This window comes from Serpentinimonas sp. SSL01 (assembly GCF_056323735.1).
This window is the reverse complement of record NZ_CM150487.1, coordinates 1,689,619-1,709,403: the sequence shown is the minus strand read 5'-3', so window position 1 is coordinate 1,709,403 and position 19,785 is coordinate 1,689,619. Positions and strand designations below refer to the sequence as shown.

At 66.4% G+C, this 19,785-nt stretch carries 20 protein-coding genes; 2 read left to right on the top strand and 18 right to left on the bottom strand.

Going from position 1 to position 19,785, the window contains the following annotated elements; translation table 11 throughout:
* Positions 1-10 precede the first annotated feature (10 nt).
* The 6 genes from trpA to asd all read right to left on the bottom strand — a co-directional run bounded on the left by trpA (position 11) and on the right by asd (position 7,625).
* Positions 11-877 carry a tryptophan synthase subunit alpha gene (gene trpA, locus ACVMK0_RS08065; protein WP_476463478.1) on the bottom strand — a complete coding sequence of 289 codons (867 nt, stop codon included), beginning with the start codon at positions 875-877 and terminating at the stop codon, positions 11-13.
* Positions 874-2,142 (bottom strand): tryptophan synthase subunit beta, encoded by a 1,269-nt coding sequence (gene trpB, locus ACVMK0_RS08060; protein ID WP_476463477.1) that lies wholly within the window; start codon positions 2,140-2,142, stop codon positions 874-876. The genes trpA and trpB overlap by 4 nt, the downstream gene beginning before the upstream one ends.
* Complete coding sequence (locus ACVMK0_RS08055) at positions 2,115-2,840, bottom strand: phosphoribosylanthranilate isomerase (RefSeq protein WP_476463476.1); 726 nt, start codon at positions 2,838-2,840, stop codon at positions 2,115-2,117. Before ACVMK0_RS08055 ends, trpB begins: the two co-directional genes overlap by 28 nt.
* Positions 2,841-2,924: 84 nt before the next feature.
* Positions 2,925-3,719, bottom strand: coding sequence for a tRNA pseudouridine(38-40) synthase TruA (gene truA, locus ACVMK0_RS08050; protein WP_476463475.1), 795 nt, complete (start codon positions 3,717-3,719; stop codon positions 2,925-2,927).
* A gap of 49 nt (positions 3,720-3,768) precedes the next feature.
* Positions 3,769-6,306, bottom strand: coding sequence for a FimV/HubP family polar landmark protein (locus ACVMK0_RS08045; protein WP_476463474.1), 2,538 nt, complete (start codon positions 6,304-6,306; stop codon positions 3,769-3,771).
* Positions 6,307-6,515: 209 nt separating this feature from the next.
* Complete coding sequence (gene asd / locus ACVMK0_RS08040; RefSeq protein ID WP_476463473.1) at positions 6,516-7,625, bottom strand: aspartate-semialdehyde dehydrogenase; 1,110 nt, start codon at positions 7,623-7,625, stop codon at positions 6,516-6,518.
* 317 nt (positions 7,626-7,942) lie between these two features.
* Between asd and ACVMK0_RS08035 the strand changes: the two genes are divergently transcribed.
* Positions 7,943-8,335, top strand: coding sequence for a DUF2784 domain-containing protein (locus ACVMK0_RS08035; protein WP_045533579.1), 393 nt, complete (start codon positions 7,943-7,945; stop codon positions 8,333-8,335).
* Here ACVMK0_RS08035 and ACVMK0_RS08030 read toward each other — a convergent pair.
* The 12 genes from ACVMK0_RS08030 to ACVMK0_RS07975 form a co-directional block, all read right to left on the bottom strand.
* Positions 8,325-8,942, bottom strand: coding sequence for a mechanosensitive ion channel family protein (locus tag ACVMK0_RS08030; RefSeq protein WP_045536227.1), 618 nt, complete (start codon positions 8,940-8,942; stop codon positions 8,325-8,327). The genes ACVMK0_RS08035 and ACVMK0_RS08030 overlap by 11 nt on opposite strands.
* 44 nt (positions 8,943-8,986) lie before the next feature.
* Positions 8,987-10,057: a 3-isopropylmalate dehydrogenase gene (leuB, locus tag ACVMK0_RS08025; protein ID WP_476463472.1), complete on the bottom strand. Its 1,071-nt coding sequence runs from the start codon at positions 10,055-10,057 to the stop codon at positions 8,987-8,989.
* 115 nt (positions 10,058-10,172) lie between these two features.
* Positions 10,173-10,823, bottom strand: coding sequence for a 3-isopropylmalate dehydratase small subunit (leuD, locus tag ACVMK0_RS08020; RefSeq protein WP_034113116.1), 651 nt, complete (start codon positions 10,821-10,823; stop codon positions 10,173-10,175).
* Between the two features lie 29 nt (positions 10,824-10,852).
* Positions 10,853-10,978 carry an entericidin A/B family lipoprotein gene (locus tag ACVMK0_RS08015; protein ID WP_052468471.1) on the bottom strand — a complete coding sequence of 42 codons (126 nt, stop codon included), beginning with the start codon at positions 10,976-10,978 and terminating at the stop codon, positions 10,853-10,855.
* 22 nt (positions 10,979-11,000) lie between these two features.
* Complete coding sequence (gene leuC, locus ACVMK0_RS08010) at positions 11,001-12,422, bottom strand: 3-isopropylmalate dehydratase large subunit (RefSeq protein WP_476463471.1); 1,422 nt, start codon at positions 12,420-12,422, stop codon at positions 11,001-11,003.
* Between the two features lie 216 nt (positions 12,423-12,638).
* Complete coding sequence (locus tag ACVMK0_RS08005) at positions 12,639-13,952, bottom strand: citrate synthase (RefSeq protein WP_476463470.1); 1,314 nt, start codon at positions 13,950-13,952, stop codon at positions 12,639-12,641.
* 63 nt (positions 13,953-14,015) lie between these two features.
* Complete coding sequence (locus tag ACVMK0_RS08000; protein WP_250961057.1) at positions 14,016-14,303, bottom strand: FAD assembly factor SdhE; 288 nt, start codon at positions 14,301-14,303, stop codon at positions 14,016-14,018.
* A gap of 18 nt (positions 14,304-14,321) precedes the next feature.
* Positions 14,322-15,026 carry a succinate dehydrogenase iron-sulfur subunit gene (locus ACVMK0_RS07995; protein ID WP_045536194.1) on the bottom strand — a complete coding sequence of 235 codons (705 nt, stop codon included), beginning with the start codon at positions 15,024-15,026 and terminating at the stop codon, positions 14,322-14,324.
* Between the two features lie 33 nt (positions 15,027-15,059).
* Positions 15,060-16,868 (bottom strand): succinate dehydrogenase flavoprotein subunit, encoded by a 1,809-nt coding sequence (gene sdhA, locus ACVMK0_RS07990; protein WP_476463469.1) that lies wholly within the window; start codon positions 16,866-16,868, stop codon positions 15,060-15,062.
* Positions 16,869-16,871: 3 nt separating this feature from the next.
* Entirely contained in the window at positions 16,872-17,237 is a 366-nt protein-coding gene (sdhD, locus tag ACVMK0_RS07985) for a succinate dehydrogenase, hydrophobic membrane anchor protein (RefSeq protein WP_476463468.1), read from the bottom strand.
* 41 nt (positions 17,238-17,278) lie between these two features.
* A complete protein-coding gene (sdhC, locus tag ACVMK0_RS07980) occupies positions 17,279-17,713 on the bottom strand; it encodes a succinate dehydrogenase, cytochrome b556 subunit (RefSeq protein ID WP_476463467.1) in 435 nt (144 codons plus the stop codon).
* Positions 17,714-17,878: 165 nt separating this feature from the next.
* Positions 17,879-18,670: a GntR family transcriptional regulator gene (locus ACVMK0_RS07975; protein ID WP_045536184.1), complete on the bottom strand. Its 792-nt coding sequence runs from the start codon at positions 18,668-18,670 to the stop codon at positions 17,879-17,881.
* Between the two features lie 125 nt (positions 18,671-18,795).
* Here ACVMK0_RS07975 and ACVMK0_RS07970 point away from each other — a divergent pair, with 125 nt between their 5' ends.
* Positions 18,796-19,782 (top strand): malate dehydrogenase, encoded by a 987-nt coding sequence (locus tag ACVMK0_RS07970; protein ID WP_476463466.1) that lies wholly within the window; start codon positions 18,796-18,798, stop codon positions 19,780-19,782.
* Positions 19,783-19,785 lie beyond the last annotated feature (3 nt).

Genomic DNA, 19,785 nt, shown 5'->3' with positions numbered 1-19,785 from the left:
ACGGCGCTGATTATCCCCGATTGCCCGCCGGCGCAAGCGCGACAGGGCCGCCAGCGCCGCCGCCCTCGAGTCCGTCGAGCGCCTGCCGCAGCTCGGCCATGAAGGCGCGGGCCACAGCCCCGGCCTGTTCGGGGGGCGCGCTGTCGAGCAACTGGATCAGCCGGGTGCCGATCACCACGGCGTCGGCGCTGCGGCCCACGGCGCAGGCGCTGGCGGCGTCGCGGATGCCAAAGCCCACGCCCACGGGGATGTGCACGTGCCGGCGGATGCGCGGCAGCATCGCCTCCACGGCGGCGGTGTCGAGGTGCCCGGCCCCGGTCACGCCCTTGAGCGACACGTAATAGACGTAGCCGCTGGCCACGCGCCCGACTTCGGCCATGCGCGCCTCGCTGCTGGTGGGGGCGAGCAAAAAGATCAGGTCCAGCCCCTGCGCCTTGAGGGCGGCGGCAAAGGCTTGGCATTCCTCGGGCGGGTAATCGACGATCAGCACGCCATCGACGCCGGCGGCAGCGGCGTCGCGCGCAAAGGCGCCAGCGCCGCGCTTGAGCTCGTAGCGCTCCACCGGATTGGCGTAGCCCATCAGCACCACGGGCGTGAGGCGGTCGTGGGTGCGAAAGGCGCGCACCATATCGAGCACCTGCACCAGCCCGACGCCGGCGCGCAGCGCCCGTTCGCCGGCTTGCTGGATCACTGGGCCGTCGGCCATCGGGTCGGAGAACGGCACGCCGAGCTCGATGATGTCGGCCCCGCCCTGCACCAGCGCCTGCATCAGGGCGGGCGTGCCGTCGGCCTGCGGGAAGCCCGCCGTCACGTAGGGGATGAGGGCTTTGCGGCGCTGGCTTTGCAGGCGGCTGAAGGTGGCATCGATGCGGCTCATGCGCTCACTCCGGCGAGTTCGGATACGGTGGCCAGGTCTTTGTCGCCGCGGCCCGAGAGGTTGACGAGGATCGATTGATCGGGGCGCAGGGTGGGGGCGAGCTCGAAGGCGTAGGCCAGCGCGTGGCTGGATTCGAGCGCCGGGATGATGCCCTCGTGGCGGCACAGGCGGTGGAAGGCGGCCAGCGCCTGCGCGTCGGTGATGCCCACATAGCTGGCGCGGCCGCTGTCTTTGAGCCAGGCGTGCTCAGGGCCGACGCCGGGGTAGTCCAGCCCGGCGCTGACGCTGTGGGTCTCGATGATCTGGCCGTCTTCGTCTTGCAACACGTAGCTGCGGTTGCCGTGCAGCACGCCGGGCAGCCCCTTTTGCAGCGAGGCGGCGTGGCGGCCGCTCTCGAGCCCTTCACCGGCGGCCTCGACGCCGATCAGGCGCGTGTGCGGGTGGTCGATGTAGGGGTGGAAAATCCCGATCGCGTTGCTGCCGCCGCCCACGCAGGCCAGCACCACATCGGGTTGCAATTCGGCGCCGTTGCCCGGCAGGCCGAGCTCGCGCAGCAGGGTGGGCATCTGCTGCAGGCATTCTTCGCCGATCACGCACTGGAAATCGCGCACCATCATCGGGTAGGGGTGCGGCCCGGCCACGGTGCCGATGAGGTAGAAGGTGTGCTCGACGTTCGTGACCCAGTCGCGCATGGCTTCGTTGAGCGCGTCTTTGAGGGTCTGGCTGCCCGACGTCACCGGCACCACGGTGGCGCCCAGCAGCTTCATGCGATAGACGTTGGGCAGCTGGCGCTTGAGGTCTTCGGCGCCCATATAAATCACGCACTCGAGCCCGTAGCGGGCGCAGATGGTGGCGGTGGCCACGCCGTGCTGGCCGGCGCCGGTCTCGGCGATGATGCGCGCTTTGCCCATGCGCCGCGCCAGCATGGCTTGGCCGATGACGTTGTTGATTTTGTGCGCGCCGGTGTGGTTGAGGTCTTCGCGCTTGAGGAAGATCTGCGCCCCGCCCAGCTCGCGGCTGGTGCGCGCCGCGTGGTAGATGGGTGAGGGCCGGCCGACGAAGTGCGCCAGTTCGTAGCGGAATTCGCGCTGGAACTCGGGATCGTGCTGGGTGCGGGCGTAGGCCTCGCGCAACTCGGACAGGGCGTGGGTGAGCGTTTCGCTGACAAAGCTGCCGCCGTAGGGGCCGAAGTGGCCGCTGGCGTCGGGTTGCTGGTAGGGGGGGCTGCTGGTGGGGGCTAGGGCGGTGGCGGTGGCGTTGGACATGACGGTGGGGATGTGAGGGGCTGGGGTGCGGCAAGGGCCGAGTCGGCCAAGCGCACAGCGGCGACGAAGCGGGCGATCAAATCGGGGCACTTGATGCCGCGCCCGGCCTCGACCCCGGAGCTCACATCAACCGCCCACGGGCGCAGTAGGCGCACGCCATCGGCCACGTTTGCAGGCGTGAGTCCACCAGACAAAACGAGGCGAGAGCTGGCGTTTAGTGCGGGGTGTGACCAATCGAATGCCGTCCAGTCAAAAGAATGCCCGGCGCCGCCGTAGCCCGGCACTTGGGCGTCGAGCAACAGCGCTTGTGCGCCAGCGTGTTGTTCGGCGTATTCTAGAAGATCGAAGCGCGCCGCGTCGGCACCCAGCGGAATGCGCGCTGCGCGCAGATAGGGCCGGCCTTGGGCCAGCGCCTGGCATTGGGCGGGCGATTCGTCGCCATGAAACTGCAGCAGCGCGTGGGGCACCTCTGCCAAACCGGCCTGCACCTCGGCGGCGCTGGGGTTGACGTAGAGCAGCACCGGCGTGATAAAGGGTGGCAGCAGCCGCGCCAGCGCGCCCGCCTGCGCCGGCGTGAGCGCGCGCACGCTGGGCGGGTAGAGCACGAAGCCCACGGCGTCGGCCCCGGCGGCGGTGGCGCAGTGCAGGTCAGACGGGCGGGTGAGGCCACAGATTTTGATGCGGGTGCGGTGTGGCATGGGACGGGCGCTATCTGCGGGGGTGGCAAAGGTGGGAGCAAAGATGGGAGCAAAGGTGGGAGCAGGCGGGGATGCAAGCGACAACTAGGGGCTTTGGGGCAACCAGTCCAGCCCCGCAACCCGGTCTGGCAGGCCCCAGTGCGGCGCATAGACCGGGCCCAGAAAATACAGCCCGTCGGGGGCGAAGGTGGGCGCAGCGACGGCGCGGCTGCGCGCCGCCAGCACGTCCGCGATCCAGTCGGGCGCGTGCAAACCCTGGCCCACGGCCAGCAGGCAGCCCATGAGGTTGCGCACCATGTGGTGCAAAAAGGCGTCGGCCTCGAACTCGAAGCGCCAGTAGGCGCCGTGGCGCGAAATATCGAGCCGGCGCAGGTGCTTGACGGGCGAGAGCGCCTGGCAGCTGGAGGCGCGAAAGCTCGTGAAGTCGTGTCGGCCCAGCAGGTGCGCCGCCGCCGCCTGCAGGTCGGGCAACGACAGTGGCCGAAACACCCAGCCGGCGCGGCCGTGTTCTAGGCTCGGGCGCACGGCCGATTCGAGCAGCACATAGACGTAACGCCGCGCCAGCGCACTGGCGCGGGCGTGAAAGGTGGCCGGCACCACCTGCGCCCACTGGATGGCGATGTCGGGCGGCAGGTAGCGGTTGCAGCCGCGCACCCAAGCGTGCAGCGGGCGCTCGATTGGGGTGTCGAAGTGCACCACCTGCATCAGGGCGTGCACGCCGGCGTCGGTGCGCCCGGCGCACAGGGTGCTCACGGCCGGGGCGGCGGTGAAGGTCGCCAGTGCGGCCTGCAAGTGGTCTTGCACCGTCTGGCCGCTGGCTTGGCTCTGCCAGCCCTGGTAGGCGCTGCCCGAGTAGCTGAGTCCGAGCGCGAGGCGCAAAGGCGTGGGCTTTCTGAAGGGGGGGGTGCCAGCGGGGACTTGGGGGCGCTTAGCCCAACTGCGCCAAAAAGGCCCGAGCCCGCTCTTTGAGCGCCCCGGTGGCCTCGGACTCGACTTCTTGCGCCAGCGAGCGCGCGCCGTCGGTATCGCCGATGGCGTCGAACTCTTGCGCCAGCGACAGCTTGGTCTCGAGCGGGTCGGCCCCTGAGGGTTCGAGGTCGAGATCGAGGTCCAGCGACAGATCTTGCACGCTGCTGGGCAAGGTGGCAGCCAAGTTGGGTTCGGGGGTTGAGGTGGGCGGTTCGCTCGGGGTGATGGGGGGCTGTTTGGGTGTAGGGGTATTGAAGTCGCTAAGGTCGAGATCGAAGTCGATTTCATGTGCAGCAATGGCGCTCGGCAAAGCTGCAGTGGTTGGCGTATCTGCCGCAGGCGACGGTGCGGGCTTCGGTGTGGTGTCGAAGTCGAAATCGAAAGCCAAGTCGGTTGTGGGGGTGGTGGGTTTTCGGGTGCCTGCGAGCAGGGACTCGAGCTCCTCATCGGCCGCATCCATGGCTTGCCGCGAGGCGGGGCCAGAAGTTGTTGCAGGGCCGGAGTGGGATGCGGGTTCAGAGAGAGCGTCGGATTTGGATTCGGCAAATCCCAAATCAAAATCTGGCACCACCGATGACGGGCTGTCTGCCTCTGACGTGGCGCTGCCTAGAAGGGCGCTGGCTGGAGGGGCGCTGCTGGGAACCAGTTGGTAGAAGGGGTTGTCGGGGTCGAGCAGCTGGCCGGCCTCGCGCGCCTGCTCCCAGGCGTCGCCCGTGCCCCCGCTCACTTGGTATAAGGTTTGGGCTGCGGCGTTGAAAGCGGGCAAGTCGCGCCGTTGACCGTAAATTTCGAGCAGCTTGAGGTGTGCAGGCAGTCTATCCGGATGCAGACGGATGGATTCGAGTAAAATGTCTTCGGCCTGCTTTTCGCGGCCATAAGCCAGGTACACCTCGGCCTCGGCCACGGCATCGACGTCGCCGCCCGCATCGAGCTGACTGGGCGAATACATCATCGAGGTCGCTTGCGCATCGGTCGGCGCATCGGCCAGCGCATCGTTCTCGGATTCCGATTGCGGATCGTCCCGGTCAGCCAAAGCGGCTTGATTTTGCTGTCGGCGGCTGCGGATGCGCGCGGCCAGCAGCCCCAGCAGCAGCAAGGCTGCGGCACCACCCGCTGCGGGCAGCGCCAAGGGGTGGGTGCTGAGGGTCTGAAGCAAACCGGGCGCAGCCACTTCGGCCGGCGCAGGCGCTGGTGGGGCAGCAGGGGCTGGGGGTGCGGCAACCGGGGCTGGAGGAACAGGCGGTGCAGCCAATGCCGGGGCCTCGAGGACTGGTGCGGCGGGTGTGGGTGCCGCCGCGGTTTCGGCCGCAGCTGGTGTGGCGTCGGCAGCGGCCGGCGCTGCAGGGGCCGGGGCAGGGGCCTGCGCAGCTTGGCGCAGACGCTCGAGCTCTTGCAGGTTGCGCTCGACTTCGGTGATTTGCTGCTGCGTGGCCTGCTGTTGCCGCGCTTGGGCCAACTGGTCGGCAGCGGCTCCGGGCAAGGCGCCGCGCTCGAGCGTCAGGCGGTCTTGCACGGCGGCGGCGGGTCGTGGATCGGTGACTTCGGCTTGCACCGCACCGGCAGCGGCGCGGGTGGCTTCGGGTGCTGCTTGAGCCGGGGCCAATGCGGCCAAGCGACGCCGAAACTCGTTGAAATCTTGGCTGTGGGCTTGTACGATGCGGCGCGCCTCAGGGGCGGGGGTGGCGTTGGCCGCTTCGGCGCTGGGCAGGTCGAGCACCGCGCCAGCGCGCAGCCGGTTGACATTGTCGCCGATGAACGCTTGTGGGTTGGCGCGCAGCAGCGCCACCAACATCTGATCGAGCGACACCCCGCCGGGCAGGTGCGCCTGCGCGATGCGGCCGGCGGTATCGCCACGCCGAACCGTGATCGACGCGGGGGTGGGGTCGGCGGCAGGCGCTTGGGCGCGGGGTCGTGCAGGTGCGGCGGCGGCAGGGACGGCTGGGGGCAGCGGCACGGCCGGACGCACCTGGGTCACCAAGGGCGCGGGCGCTGGCGCGGGAGGTGCTGGAGGTGCAACCGCAACCGGCGGCTGTGGCGCCGGAGCCGGAGCCGGGCGCAAATTGGGCGGGTCGAACAACAGGGTGTAGCCACGCAGCAGCTGCCCATTGGCCCAGTTGGCTTGCACCAGCAAATCGAGGAAGGGTTCGTTGATGGCGGCGGTGCTGCTCAGGCGCAAGACACTGCGGCCGTCGGGCAGCGTGACCAATTGAAAGCGCAAATCGGCCAAGGCCGGGTTAAAGCTCAGGTTGAGCGCCTGAAAGCGCTCGGGCGCCGCCACGCTGGCTTGCAAGGTGGCGGCGTCTTGGGCGCTGAGCTGGGGCAAGTCGATTTCGGCGCGCAGCGGCTCACCCAGTTGCGATTGCACCGTCACCCTTCCCAGCGCCACCGCCCAAGCTTGGCTGGCCGGCACCGCCAAGGCCGCCACCATGGCCACCGCGCCTGCCACCGAGCGCCAGCGCAGCCGATGGGGTGGCGCAGGTGGTTTGTCGGTGGCCAAGGCAACAGGTCCCGTGGGGTGCATTTTTGAAGGGCGATTCGGCACAGACACCTCTGTCATTTTCAAAGCTATTCGACCATAACATCAAGCGCTTGCACACACAAGCTCAGAAGCAGCCCGAAGCAAATCTGGGGCCCAAATGGCATCCAAGCAGGGGATTTGCGTTGCACTGGTGCAACAGATTTTATATTCCCCTTGCCGCCATGCCCTTAGGCCGCTAGCAGAATGCGCAGCATGCGCCGCAGTGGCTCGGCCGCGCCCCACAGCAGTTGGTCGCCGATCACGAAGGCCGACAGGTACTGCGGCCCCATGTTGAGCTTGCGCACCCGGCCCACGCCCACCTGCAAGCCGCCGGTGATGGCTGCTGGCGTAAGCTCGGCCACGCTGGCCGGGCGCTCGTTGGGAACCCATTTGACCCAGGGGTTGCCGCCCCGAATCAGGGCCTCGATTTCGGCCAGCGGCAGGTCATGCTTGAGTTTGAGCGTGAGGGCCAGGCTGTGGCAGCGCATGGCGCCGATGCGCACGCACAGGCCATCGACCGGGATGGTCTGGGCCGTGCCCAAGATTTTGTTGACCTCGGCCTGGCCTTTCCATTCTTCTTTGGACTGGCCGTTGTCGAGTTGCGCGTCGATCCACGGGATCAGGCCACCGGCCAGCGGGGCACCGAAGTATTCGCGCGGCACATCATCTCGGATGGCCTGCGCCACTTTGCGGTCGATGTCCAGGATGGCGCTGGCTGGGTTGGCCAAGTCGGCGGCCACGGCGGCGTGGCACACGCCCATGCCTTGCAGCAGTTCGCGCATGTGGTTGGCGCCGCCGCCCGAGGCCGCTTGGTAGGTCATCGAGCTGACCCACTCCACCAGATCGGCGCGGAACAAGCCGCACAGGCCCATGAGCAAAATCGAGTTGGTGCAGTTGCCGCCGATCCAGTCGCGCCCGCCGGCAGCCAAGCGCTGGCGGATCAGGCCCTCGTTGACCGGGTCGAGCACGATCACGGCCTCGGGTTCCATGCGCAGCGCCGAGGCGGCGTCGATCCAGTGCCCGCGCCAGCCGCTGGCGCGCAGACGCGGGTACACGGCTTTGGTGTAGTCTCCGCCTTGGCAGGTGAGGACGATGTCGCAGCGCGCCAAGGCCGCCACGTCGTTGGCGTCTTGCAGTGTGCGCTGGCTTTGGGCCTGCGCCGGGGCGGCGCCGCCGGCGTTGGAGGTGGAAAAGAACACCGGGTCGATGTGCGCGAAGTCGCCCTCGGCCGTCATGCGATCCATCAACACCGAGCCGACCATGCCGCGCCAGCCCACCAGACCTACCAACTTGCTCATGACGAACGCCCTTTCAGGTTGCAGAAATACGGATCCAGACCCCGGGTACCGTCCTGCCCGGCTCGTCTGGCCGGGTGGGGGCGCGCGACGAACCGGGCTGGGGTTTAGCCGGTCGTGGTTTTAACGATTGCGCGCCCACACACCCGCGCCGGAGTGGCGGTGGTGTGGTTCGAGGTGAACGATTGGGCGGCAAACATGGTCGTACATTCTAGCCGATGGCGACCGCTGCGGTGCTCTGCGGCCTTGACAGCGCAGTTTGCGCTGCGCCACAGCGCCCGCGGGTTTTGATGGCCTCTTTCGTCTGGAGCAAAACTGCCATGTGGTACCAAATCGCGGCCGAAGCGGTCATGAGCGTCCACCTGCTCTACATTGTTTTTTCGGTGTTCGGAGCCGTGCTGGCGCTGTGGTGGCGCTGGGTGCCGTGGCTGCAACTGCCGTGCGCGGCTTGGGCGTTTTTTGTCATGATCGCCGGGGCGCCGTGCCCGCTCACCGACATCGAAAACCATTTCCGGCTCCAGGCCGGCCAGGCCGGCATGGCCCCGGGCGGCTTCATCGAGCACTACCTGTTGGCCGTGATCTACCCCGCAGGCCTGACGCGCGAGCTGCAATACCTGCTCGGGGCGCTGGTGCTGGGGTTCAACGGCGTGATTTATGCGTGGGTCTGGAGGCGCTGGCGCCGCCGTCCCCCGGGGGGTGCAATTAGGGCGTAGCGCCGCCGCTGGGCGGCTGGGAGGCGGCACCGGCGCCCGTGGGCGCGACCACTGGCGCGGGCGGCTCGCCCGGCCAAGTGCGCGTGATGCGTTGAAAAAACATGCTGTTGGGAAACTTCAGGGTCGAGCCCGAGCCGTCGGCGCTGTGTTCCTGCACCGTGGTGTAGATCAGATTGATGTCGATCACTTGGCCCCTGAGCCCAGCGGTTTGGCCGTTTTCCACGACTTCGATGTGGTCGTGCAAGCGCACGATGCCGGTAACAAAGATCAAAAAACTGCAAAAAATGTTGGACAGCACGCTCCAGGCGGCAAAAAAGGCCACCGCCGCCACGGCCGCAAAGCCGGTGAACGCGGTCCAGAGCACGGTGGCCGAAACCCCCAGGCGGTCGAGCACCAGCAACAGGGCGGCACCGTAGATCACGATCTTGCCCGCGAGCAAGGCGACAAACGTAAACTCGGGTGGCAGCCCATGGCGCGTGCTGGTACTCCGCACCAAGCGCCCAAACAGGGCGCGCAGCAGCCACGCACCCACGATGAGCAGGGTGATCTGCGCACCGAGCACGATGCTGGGCACCCAAGGGTACAGCCACTGCGGCAGCATTTGCATAGAGACTAACACCGGTGGAGCTGGCTGGAATTAGGGAGCTTGGATCAGCCCAGCGCCGCCCGCACCGCCGCGCCCATCTGCGCCGTGCCGACGCGGGTGCAGCCGGGGGCCATGATGTCGGGCGTGCGCAGGCCTTGCTCGAGCACGGTTTGCACTGCGGCCTCGATGCGCGCCGCCGCCTCGGGCTGGCCGAGCGAGAAGCGCAGCATCATGGCCGCGCTCAAAATCGTGGCCAGCGGGTTGGCCACGCCTTGCCCGGCGATGTCGGGTGCGCTGCCGTGGCTGGGCTCGTACAGGCCTTGGCCACGCTCGTTCAGGCTTGCCGAGGGCAGCATGCCGATCGAGCCGGTGAGCATCGAGGCCTCGTCGGACAAAATGTCGCCAAACATATTTCCGGTGACGATCACGTCAAAAGCCTTGGGGCGCTTGACCAACTGCATCGCGGCGTTATCGACATACATGTGCTCCAGCGCCACGTCGGGGTACTGGGCGTGCACTGCGCTCACCACGTCTTTCCAGAACTGGAAGGTCTCGAGCACGTTGGCCTTGTCCACGCTGGTGACCTTGTTGTTGCGCTGGCGCGCGGCCTTGAAGGCCACGTGGGCAATGCGCTCGATCTCGGGCCGGCTGTAGCGCATGGTGTCGAAGGCTTCTTCGCTGCCGGCAAAGGGGCCGTCTGGGGCGCTGCGGCGGCCGCGCGGTTGGCCGAAGTAGATGTCGCCGGTGAGCTCGCGGATGATCAGGATGTCGAGCCCGGCCACCAGCTCGGGCTTGAGGCTGGAGGCATCGACCAGCTGCGGGTAGCAGATGGCGGGGCGGAAGTTGGCAAACAGCCCCAGGTGCTTGCGCAGCCCCAGAATGGCTTGCTCGGGCCGCAGGTGGCGCTCGAGCCGGTCGTATTTCCAGTCGCCCACGGCGCCGAACAGCACCGCGTCGGCCTGCTGCGCCAGCTTGAGCGTGGCCTCGGGCAGCGGGTGGCCGTGCGCCTCGTAGGCGGCACCGCCCACGGCGGCGTGCTCGAACTCGAACGGCAAAGCCAGAGCCTGCAACACGCTGATCGCTTGGGCGACGATTTCGGTGCCGATGCCGTCACCGGGGAGGACTGCGATTTTCATGGGGTGTGAGCTGGAAGGCGTGAGGCCCGGGCGTGGGCGCTGGGTGGGTCGAGTAAGGCGGTCGGGGCCAAAGGGCGGCGGCGCGGGTCAGCCGATCGGGTTGCAGGTGCTGGCCTCAGCCCAGCCAAGTGCGCGCCAGCCACGGTTTGGCCGCCAAGCGCTGGACCTCGAAGGTGCGGATGGTGTCGGCGTGGCGCAGCGTCAGGCCGATGTCGTCTAGGCCGTTGAGCAGACAGTGCTTGCGAAAGGGGTTGACCTCGAAGGCGATCTCTTCGCCTTGCGGCAGCACGATGCACTGGCGCGGCAGGTCGATGGTCAGGCGGTAGCCGGCAAAGGCGTGCACGGCGTCGAACAAACTGGCCACGGTGGCTTCGGGCAGCACGATCGGCAGCAGACCGTTTTTGAAGCAGTTGTTGAAGAAGATGTCGGCAAAGCTGGGCGCGATCAGGGCCCGAAAACCGTACTGCTCGATCGCCCAGGGCGCGTGCTCGCGGCTGGAGCCACAGCCAAAGTTTTTGCGCGCCAGCAAAATCGACGCCCCGGCGTAGCGCGGCTGGTTCAGCACGAAGTCGGGGTTGGGGCGCCGGCTGGCTGGGTCTTGCCCCGGCTGGCCGACGTCGAGGTAGCGCCACTCGTCGAACAGATTCGGGCCAAAGCCGGTCTTGCGGATGGATTTGAGGAACTGCTTGGGGATGATGGCGTCGGTATCGACGTTTTCGCGGTCGATCGGGGCCACCAAGCCCTGGTGTACGGTGAAGGCTTGCATCGGAGAGCGTAAAGGGGTGTGGGCGCCGCTCAGCGGGCGGCGTCCTGGATGATCTGGCCGCCGCGTTGCACGTCTTTGCCGATGCCGGCGACGGTGGCGCAGCCGCCCAAGGCCAAACTGGCGCTCAACAGCAGCAGGGTGAGGAAGGTTTTCATGGCAAAACTCCTGGAAAAGAATTCAGGCGAGGGTACGGATATCGACGAAGTGGCCGTGGATGGCTGCCGCCGCCGCCATGGCTGGGCTGACGAGGTGCGTGCGCCCACCGGCGCCTTGGCGGCCTTCAAAGTTGCGGTTGCTGGTGCTGGCGCAGCGCTCGCCGGGTTCGAGCCGGTCGGCGTTCATCGCCAAGCACATGCTGCAACCGGGTTCGCGCCACTCAAAGCCGGCAGCGCGAAAAATCTCGTGCAGCCCTTCGCGTTCGGCCTGCGCCTTAACCAGGCCCGAGCCCGGCACCACCAGCGCCTGACGCACGTTGCGCGCCACCTTCCGTCCCAGCTTTTGCACCACCTCGGCGGCTTGGCGCAAGTCTTCGATGCGGCTGTTGGTGCACGAACCGATGAACACCTTGTCCACATGGATATCGGCCAGCGCCTTGCCCGGTTGCAGGCCCATGTAGTGCAGCGCGCGCTCGGTGGCGGCGCGCTGGTTGGCGTCTTTGATTTGGTCGGGGTCGGGCACATTGCCCGTGATCGGCAGCACCATCTCGGGCGAGGTGCCCCACGTCACTTGGGGCGCGATCTGCGCCGCGTCGAGCTCGACCACGGCGTCAAACACCGCATCGGGGTCGGACTGCAGGGTGCGCCAGTAGGCCACGGCCTGCTCCCACTCGAGGCCCGTGGGCGCCAGCGCACGGCCTTGCAGGTAGGCGATGGTTTTGTCGTCCACCGCCACCAGGCCAGCGCGGGCGCCGGCCTCGATCGCCATGTTGCACACCGTCATGCGCCCTTCGATCGACAGCGCGCGGATGGCGCTGCCGCCAAACTCGATCGTATAGCCGGTGCCGCCTGCGGTGCCGATGCGGCCGATGATGGCCAGCACGATGTCTTTGGCGCCGCAGCCCCGGGGCAACTGGCCCTCGACGCGGATGAGCAGGTTGCGCGCTTTTTTGGCCAGCAGCGTCTGCGTGGCCAGCACGTGCTCGACTTCGCTGGTGCCGATGCCGTGCGCCAGCGCGCCAAAGGCGCCGTGGGTCGAGGTGTGCGAGTCGCCGCAGACCACGGTCATGCCCGGCAGCGTGGCGCCGTTTTCCGGCCCCACCACGTGCACGATGCCCTGGCGTGGGTGCATGAAGGGGAAGAAGGCGGCGGCGCCGAACTCGGCGATGTTGGTGTTAAGGGTGACGATCTGCTCTTTGCTGATCGGGTCGGCGATGCCCTCGTAGCCGTGCTCCCAGCCGTGGGTGGGGGTGTTGTGGTCGGCGGTGGCCACGACCGAGCTCGCGCGCCAGACCTTGCGCCCGGACTCACGCAAGCCCTCGAAGGCTTGCGGGCTGGTGACTTCGTGCACCAGATGGCGGTCGATGTAGAGCAACGCGGTGCCGTCGGCTTCGGTGTGGACGACGTGCTCGTCCCAGATTTTGTCGTAGAGGGTGCGTCCCATGGCTGCGCGGTGGTGGTTCGGATCGGCGGTTGCCAACCCTGCAAAATAGAGATTTTAAGCCGCTGGGCCAAAGCGGCACAAAAGCGTTACAAAAGCCGCACAAAAGCGGAACATCCAAGCAGCTCATAAAAAACGGCCCGCGTGCTGCGGGCCGATCGATCGGCGCTTGCGCGCCGGCTTGGGCTTGGGCTGGGCGCTGGCGCGCCAGCCTAGCCTTTAACGGCGCTGATCCAGCGTCGGCACGTCGCGCCGGGGTGAGCCGGTGAACAGCTGGCGCGGGCGGCCGATTTTGTACTCGGGGTCGCCGATCATCTCGTTGAGCTGGGCGATCCAGCCCACGGTGCGCGCGAGCGCAAAGATGCCGGTAAAGAGCTTGACCGGGATGCCGATGGCGCGCTGCACGATGCCGGAGTAGAAATCGACGTTGGGGTAGAGCTTGCGCTGCACGAAGTAGTCGTCTTCGAGGGCGATTTTTTCCAGCTCTTTGGCCAGTTTGAACAGCGGGTCGTTCTCGAGCCCGAGCTCGCCCAGCACCTCGTTGCAGGTTTCCTGCATCATTTTGGCGCGCGGGTCGTAGTTTTTATAGACGCGGTGGCCAAAGCCCATGAGCTTGACGCCCGAGTTTTTGTCCTTGACCTGGTTCATGAACTCGCCCACCTTGGCCACCCCGCCCTTGGCTTGGATGTCTTCGAGCATGTTCAGGCAGGCCTCGTTGGCGCCGCCGTGGGCCGGGCCCCACAGGCAGGCGACGCCGGCGGCGATGGCGGCAAAGGGGTTGGTGCCCGAGCTGCCGCACAGGCGCACGGTCGAGGTCGAGGCGTTTTGTTCGTGGTCGGCGTGCAGGATGAAGATGCGATCGAGCGCGCGCTCGAGCACCGGGTTGACGACGTAGTCTTCGCACGGGGTGCCAAACATCATGCGCAGGAAGTTGCCGGCATACGAGAGTTCGTTGCGCGGGTACATATAGGGCTGGCCGACGCCGTATTTGTAGGCCATGGCCACCAGGGTGGGCATTTTGGCGATCAGGCGGATGGCGGCAATGCGCCGGTGCTCGGGGTTGTTGATGTCGGTGCTGTCGTGGTAGAAGGCCGACAGGGCGCCGATGAGGCCGGTGAGCACCGCCATGGGGTGCGCGTCGCGCCTGAAGCCGCGCAAAAAGAACTGCATCTGCTCATTGACCATGGTGTGGTTCAGGATGAGCTTGTGAAAGCCGTTGCGCTCGGGCTCGTTGGGCAGTTCGCCGTTGAGCAGCAGGTAGCAGGTGTCGAGGTAGTCGCACTGGGTGGCGATCTGCTCGATCGGGTAGCCGCGGTAGAGCAGCTCGCCCTTGTCGCCGTCGATGTAGGTGATGGCCGACTGGCACGAGGCGGTCGAGAGGAAGCCGGGGTCGTAGGTGAACATCCCGGTCTGGCCATAGAGCTTGCGGATGTCGATCACGTTGGGGCCGATGGTGCCGGCGTACACAGGCAGCTCCATGCTCGGCGCGCCGTTGCTGAAGGACAGGGTGGCTTTGTGGTCAGCGAGTTTCATGCGGCATCCTTGTGAGAAGTGGGGGAGTAAAGAAGGGGGCTAAAACCTAGGACGGGCAGCGGGCTAGACCTGCTGCGCCGTGGGGCGCAACTGTTGCAGCATCTCGAGGATTTCGGCGCTGCTTTGCTCGGGGCCGGGGGGCTTGCGCGCCAGCAGCAGGTCGAGCAGATCGGGGTCGGACAAGTCCATGAGCGCCAACAGGGCGCGCTCTTGGCTCACGCTGATGCGGTCGCCCATGCGGGCAAAAAACCGCTCCAGCAGCAGGTCGTTTTCGAGCAAACCACGCCGACAGCGCCAGCGCAGCTTGCTAAGCGCGCGCTCGTCGATGGGGGCGTGGTCGGGGGCGGACATGGTCGGTTGGTCTAAAGCTCAGATGGCGCGGCGCACCATCATCTCCTTGATTTTGCCGATGGCCTTGGTCGGGTTCAGGCTCTTGGGGCAGACATCGACGCAGTTCATGATGGTGTGGCAGCGGAACAAGCGGTACGGGTCTTCGAGGTTGTCGAGCCGCTCGGCCGTGGCCTGGTCGCGGCTGTCGGCCAGGAAGCGGTAGGCCTGCAGCAGACCGGCGGGGCCGACGAATTTATCGGGGTTCCACCAGAAGCTCGGGCAGCTGGTGGAGCACGAGGCGCAGAGGATGCACTCGTACAGGCCGTTGAGCTCGTCGCGCTCTTCGGGCGATTGCAGGCGCTCGGTCTCGGGCGGCTGGCTGGTGTTGACCAAATAGGGCTTGATGCTGTGGTACTGCTGGAAAAACTGCGTCATATCGACGATCAAGTCGCGCACCACCGGCAGGCCCGGCAGGGGCTTGAGCACGATCTCGCCTTTGAGCGTGTTCATGTTGCTCAGGCAGGCGAGGCCGTTTTTGCCATTGATGTTCATGGCGTCGGAGCCGCACACGCCTTCGCGGCACGAGCGCCGAAACGAGAGCGTGGGGTCAACCTGCTTGAGCTTCATGAGCGCGTCGAGCAGCATGCGCTCGTGCCCGCTGAGCTCCACTTGCAGGGTCTGCATGTAGGGCTTGGCGTCGCGCTCGGGGTCGTAGCGGTAGATTTTGAAGGTGCGTAGGGCCATGTTCTGGTGCTCCGGGGGCGTGCGTCTGCGGCTTTAGAAGGTGCGGACTTTGGGCGGAACCGAAGCCACCGTGAGTGGCTTGAGGTTGACCGGTTTGTAGCTGAGCGAATTGTCGGCGCTGTGCCACAGGGTGTGCTTCATCCAGTCGCGGTCGTTGCGGCCTAGCGGGTGCTCGGCGTCGTCGGCGGCGCGCTCGTAGTCGTTCACGGTGTGGGCGCCACGGCATTCGGTGCGCGCGGCGGCCGAGGTCATGGTGGCTTGCGCGGCTTCGATCAGGTTTTCCACTTCCAGCGCCTCGATGCGCGCGGTGTTGAAGACCTTGGACTTGTCTTTGAGGCCGATGGCTTGCACGCGCTGGCGCATGGCGGCCACTTTGACCACGCCCTCGTTCATGCTGGCTTGGGTGCGGAACACGCCGGCGTGCTGCTGCATGGTGGCGCGCAGGTCGTCGGCCACCACTTGGGCGTATTCGCCATCGGTGCAGGCATCGAGCCGGGCCAAGCGGGCCAGCGAGCGGTCGGCGGCGTCGCGCGGCAGATCGGGGAATTCGGCTTTGCGCGCGAGCGTGTCCACAATGTGGTTGCCGGCGGCGCGGCCAAACACCAGCAGGTCGAGCAGCGAGTTGGTGCCCAGCCGGTTGGCGCCGTGCACCGAGACGCAAGCGCATTCGCCCACGGCGTACAGCCCTTGCACCACTTTCTGGCCGCCGGCGGCGTCGGGCACCACCACTTGGCCGTGGATGTTGGTCGGGATGCCGCCCATCTGGTAGTGGATCGTGGGCACCACGGGAATGGGCTCTTTGGTGATGTCCACGTTGGCAAAGTTGTGGCCGATCTCGAACACCGAGGGCAGGCGCTTGAGGATGGTGTCGCCACCCAAGTGCGTCATGTCGAGGTTGATGTAGTCTTTGTTCGGGCCGCAGCCCCGGCCTTCTTTGATCTCTTGGTCCATGCAGCGGCTGACGAAGTCGCGCGGGGCCAAGTCTTTGAGCGTGGGCGCGTAGCGCTCCATGAAGCGCTCGCCTTGGGCATTGCGCAAAATCGCGCCTTCGCCACGGCAGCCTTCGGTGAGCAGCACGCCAGCGCCGGCCACGCCGGTGGGGTGGAACTGCCAGAACTCCATGTCTTGCAGCGGGATGCCGGCGCGCGCCGCCATGCCCAACCCGTCGCCGGTGTTGATGAAGGCGTTGGTGGAAGCGGCAAAAATGCGTCCGGCGCCGCCGGTGGCCAGCAGCGTGGTCTTGGCTTGCAGCAGGTAGGTGTCGCCGGTTTCCATCTCGAGCGCGGTCACGCCCAGCACGTCGCCGTCGGCGTTGCGCACCAAATCGAGCGCCATCCACTCGACGAAGAAGGTGGTGCGCGCGGCCACGTTTTGCTGGTACAGGGTGTGCAGCATGGCGTGGCCGGTGCGGTCGGCGGCGGCGCAGGCGCGCTGCACCGGTTTTTCGCCGTAGTTGGCGGTGTGGCCGCCAAAGGGGCGCTGGTAGATGGTGCCGTCGGGGTTGCGGTCGAAGGGCATGCCGAAGTGCTCGAGCTCATAGACCACTTTGGGCGCTTCGCGGCACATGAACTCGATCGCGTCTTGGTCGCCGAGCCAGTCGGAACCCTTGACGGTGTCGTAGAAGTGGTAGTGCCAGTTGTCTTCGCTCATATTGCCCAGCGAGGCGCCGATGCCGCCTTGTGCGGCCACGGTGTGCGAGCGCGTGGGGAACACCTTGCTCAGCACCGCCACGTTGAAGCCGGCGCGCGCCAGTTGGAGCGAGGCGCGCATGCCCGAGCCGCCGGCGCCGATGATGAGGACGTCAAAGCGGCGCTTGGGCAAAGAGGATGTGAGGGCAGTCATGAATCAAAGTCTCCAGAGCACTTGGAAGGCCCAGCCGGCGCAGCCTACCAGCCAGACGAGTGTGAACACATGCAGGGCCAGCCGCAAGCCAGCCGGTTTGACGTAATCCATCCAGATGTCGCGCATGCCCACCCAGGCGTGCCAGATGAGGGCGACGATCAGGGCGTAGGTCAGGAACTTCATCCACGTTTGGGCAAAGATGCCGGACCAGACTTCGTAGTCGATGGGGCCGCTGACCAGCAGCAGTTGCGCCAGCAGCAGCAGGGTGAACAAAGCCATGAGCGCGGCGCTGATGCGCTGCATCAGCCAGTCGCGCAAGCCGTAGTGGGCGCCGCTGACGACGCGCCGGGAACCGTAGTTGACAGGCATTTTTATGGGCTCCTAAGGGGTGGCTATTTTGTGGGGGTGAATCAGTACAGGCCAAACAGCTTGGCGCCGAGCGCGGCCGTGAGGACCAGGCTGAGCACCAAGGTGGCCACGGCCGAGGACTTGCCAAAGGCTTTGTCCACGCTGTGGGTGGCGTCCATGTAGATGTGGCGCAGGCCGGCAAACAGGTGGTGCAAGAAGGCCCAGATCAGCCCCAGCACCACCAGCTTGACGAACCACGCCGGCACAAAACCGATGCCGGCCGTGAAGGCCGAGGCAAAGACGCCAAAGGAGAGCTCGGACGAGAGCGAGGTGTCGAACATCCAGACGATGAAGGGCAGCAGCAGAAACATCAGCAAGCCGCTGATGCGGTGCAGGATCGAGACCCAGCCCGCAGCGGGCAGGCGGTAGCTGGGCAGATCGGTCAGGGCGTTGATGTTGCGAAACTCGGGCCGCGGTGTGGTGCGCGATTCAGCCATGGTATGAAGAACCTGTGGTGGGGGGTGGGGCAGGTGGGGCGGGTGCAGCGGGGGGGTGTTCGATGCAGCGGCTGGGCCTGAATGTGCACGAAAACCCTGACGCATCTCTTTCGGATTCTATTGCAACGCAACATCTGCGCTGCGGGTCTATGGTTATCTTTGGGACTAGCTAAGTTGGTTGCGGTAGTGGTGGTGTTCGGTGCGGTACAGGCCGCGGCGCAGCTCCATGGGCTGGTCGTGGTAGGTGTAGGCCAAGCGCTCGACGCTGAGCAGCGGCGTGCCCGGCGCCAGCGCCAAGCCGGCCGCGGCCTCGGCATCGGCCGCCACGGCCTTGATGCGCTCGTCGGCGCGCACCATGCGCACGCCGAATTCGCTCTCGAACAGGGCGTACATGGGGCCTTGGTGCTCGGTCAGCACCTTGAGCGTGAGGCCCTTGAAGGGGTCGCCGGGCAGCCAGAGCTGCTCCAAAATGGTGGGCACGTCTTGAAACGACAGCACGCGCTGCACCTGCACCACGGTGTCGCCGGCGCGCAAGCCCAAGGCCAGCCCGACGTCGGCCGGTGCGCGCAGCCGCTGGCACGACAGGATGCGCCGCTGCGCCGGGCCGCTGGGGTCCAGATGGCCAAGGTCGGAGTGCAGGCGCAAAAAACGAAACTGGGTGCGCTGCTCGGCGTGGGTGGCCACGAAGGTGCCCTTGCCTTGGCGCCGCAGCAGCAGGTTTTCGGCGGCCAACTCGTCGATGGCTTTGCGCACCGTGCCTTGGCTGACGCGAAAACGGGTGGCCAGATCGACCTCGCTCGGGATCGGTTCGCCCGGCTTCCACTCGCCGCTTTGCAGGCTGCGCAGCAGCAACGCCTTGATTTGCTGGTACAAAGGGCTGAAGGCGGGCGCAACCTGTGGCCCGGCCGGCTCGGGGGCGGGGCTCGGGGTGGCGAGGGGGCTGAGGTCGGTGTTCATGGTGTGTCTGCCCCGAGTTTATCTTATATAAGACATAAGACAAATTGACGCGCAGGGCAAGTCGGGGTACACTCACAAAAGTCGAGCGCTTTTTTTCAACCTGTGCATTATTTTGGAGTGTATTCATGAGCAAGAAGCCCGTACGCGTGGCCGTCACCGGTGCCGCTGGCCAGATTGGTTATGCCCTGCTGTTTCGCATCGCTTCCGGTGAAATGCTGGGCAAAGACCAGCCCGTAATCCTGCAGCTGCTCGAAATCCCCGACGAAAGAGCCCAAAAAGCGCTCAAGGGTGTGATGATGGAGCTCGACGACTGCGCCTTCCCGCTGCTGGCTGGCATGCAAGCCCACAGCGAGGCCAAATCGGCCTTCAAAGACACCGACTACGCGCTGCTGGTGGGCGCGCGCCCACGCGGCCCGGGCATGGAACGCGCCGACTTGCTAGCGGCCAACGCCCAGATCTTCACCGCCCAAGGCCGGGCGCTCAACGATGCCGCTTCGCGCAACGTGAAAGTGCTGGTGGTGGGCAACCCAGCCAACACCAACGCCTACATCGCCATGAAGTCGGCCCCCGACCTGCCAGCGCGCAACTTCACCGCCATGCTGCGCCTGGACCACAACCGCGCTCTGAGCCAACTGGCCGCCAAAACCGGCAAGCCGGTGGCCTCGATCAAAAACCTGGCGGTGTGGGGCAACCACAGCCCGACCATGTACGCCGACTACCGCTTTGCCACCATCGACGGCGCTTCGGTCAAAGACCTGATCAACGACCAAGTCTGGAACAAAGACGTGTTCTTGCCCACCGTGGGCAAGCGTGGCGCGGCGATCATCGAGGCGCGCGGCCTGTCGTCGGCGGCCTCGGCGGCCAACGCGGCCATCGACCACATGCGCGACTGGGCGCTGGGCACCCACGGCGCCTGGGTGACCATGGGCGTGCCCTCCAATGGCGAATACGGCATCCCCAAAGAAGTGGTGTTCGGCTACCCCGTGACCTGCTCGGGCGGAGACTACCAGATCGTGCCAGGGCTGCCCATCGACGCCTTCAGCCAAGAGTGCATCAACAAGACCCTGGCCGAGCTGCAGGGCGAGCAAGACGGCGTGCGGCATCTGCTGTAAACC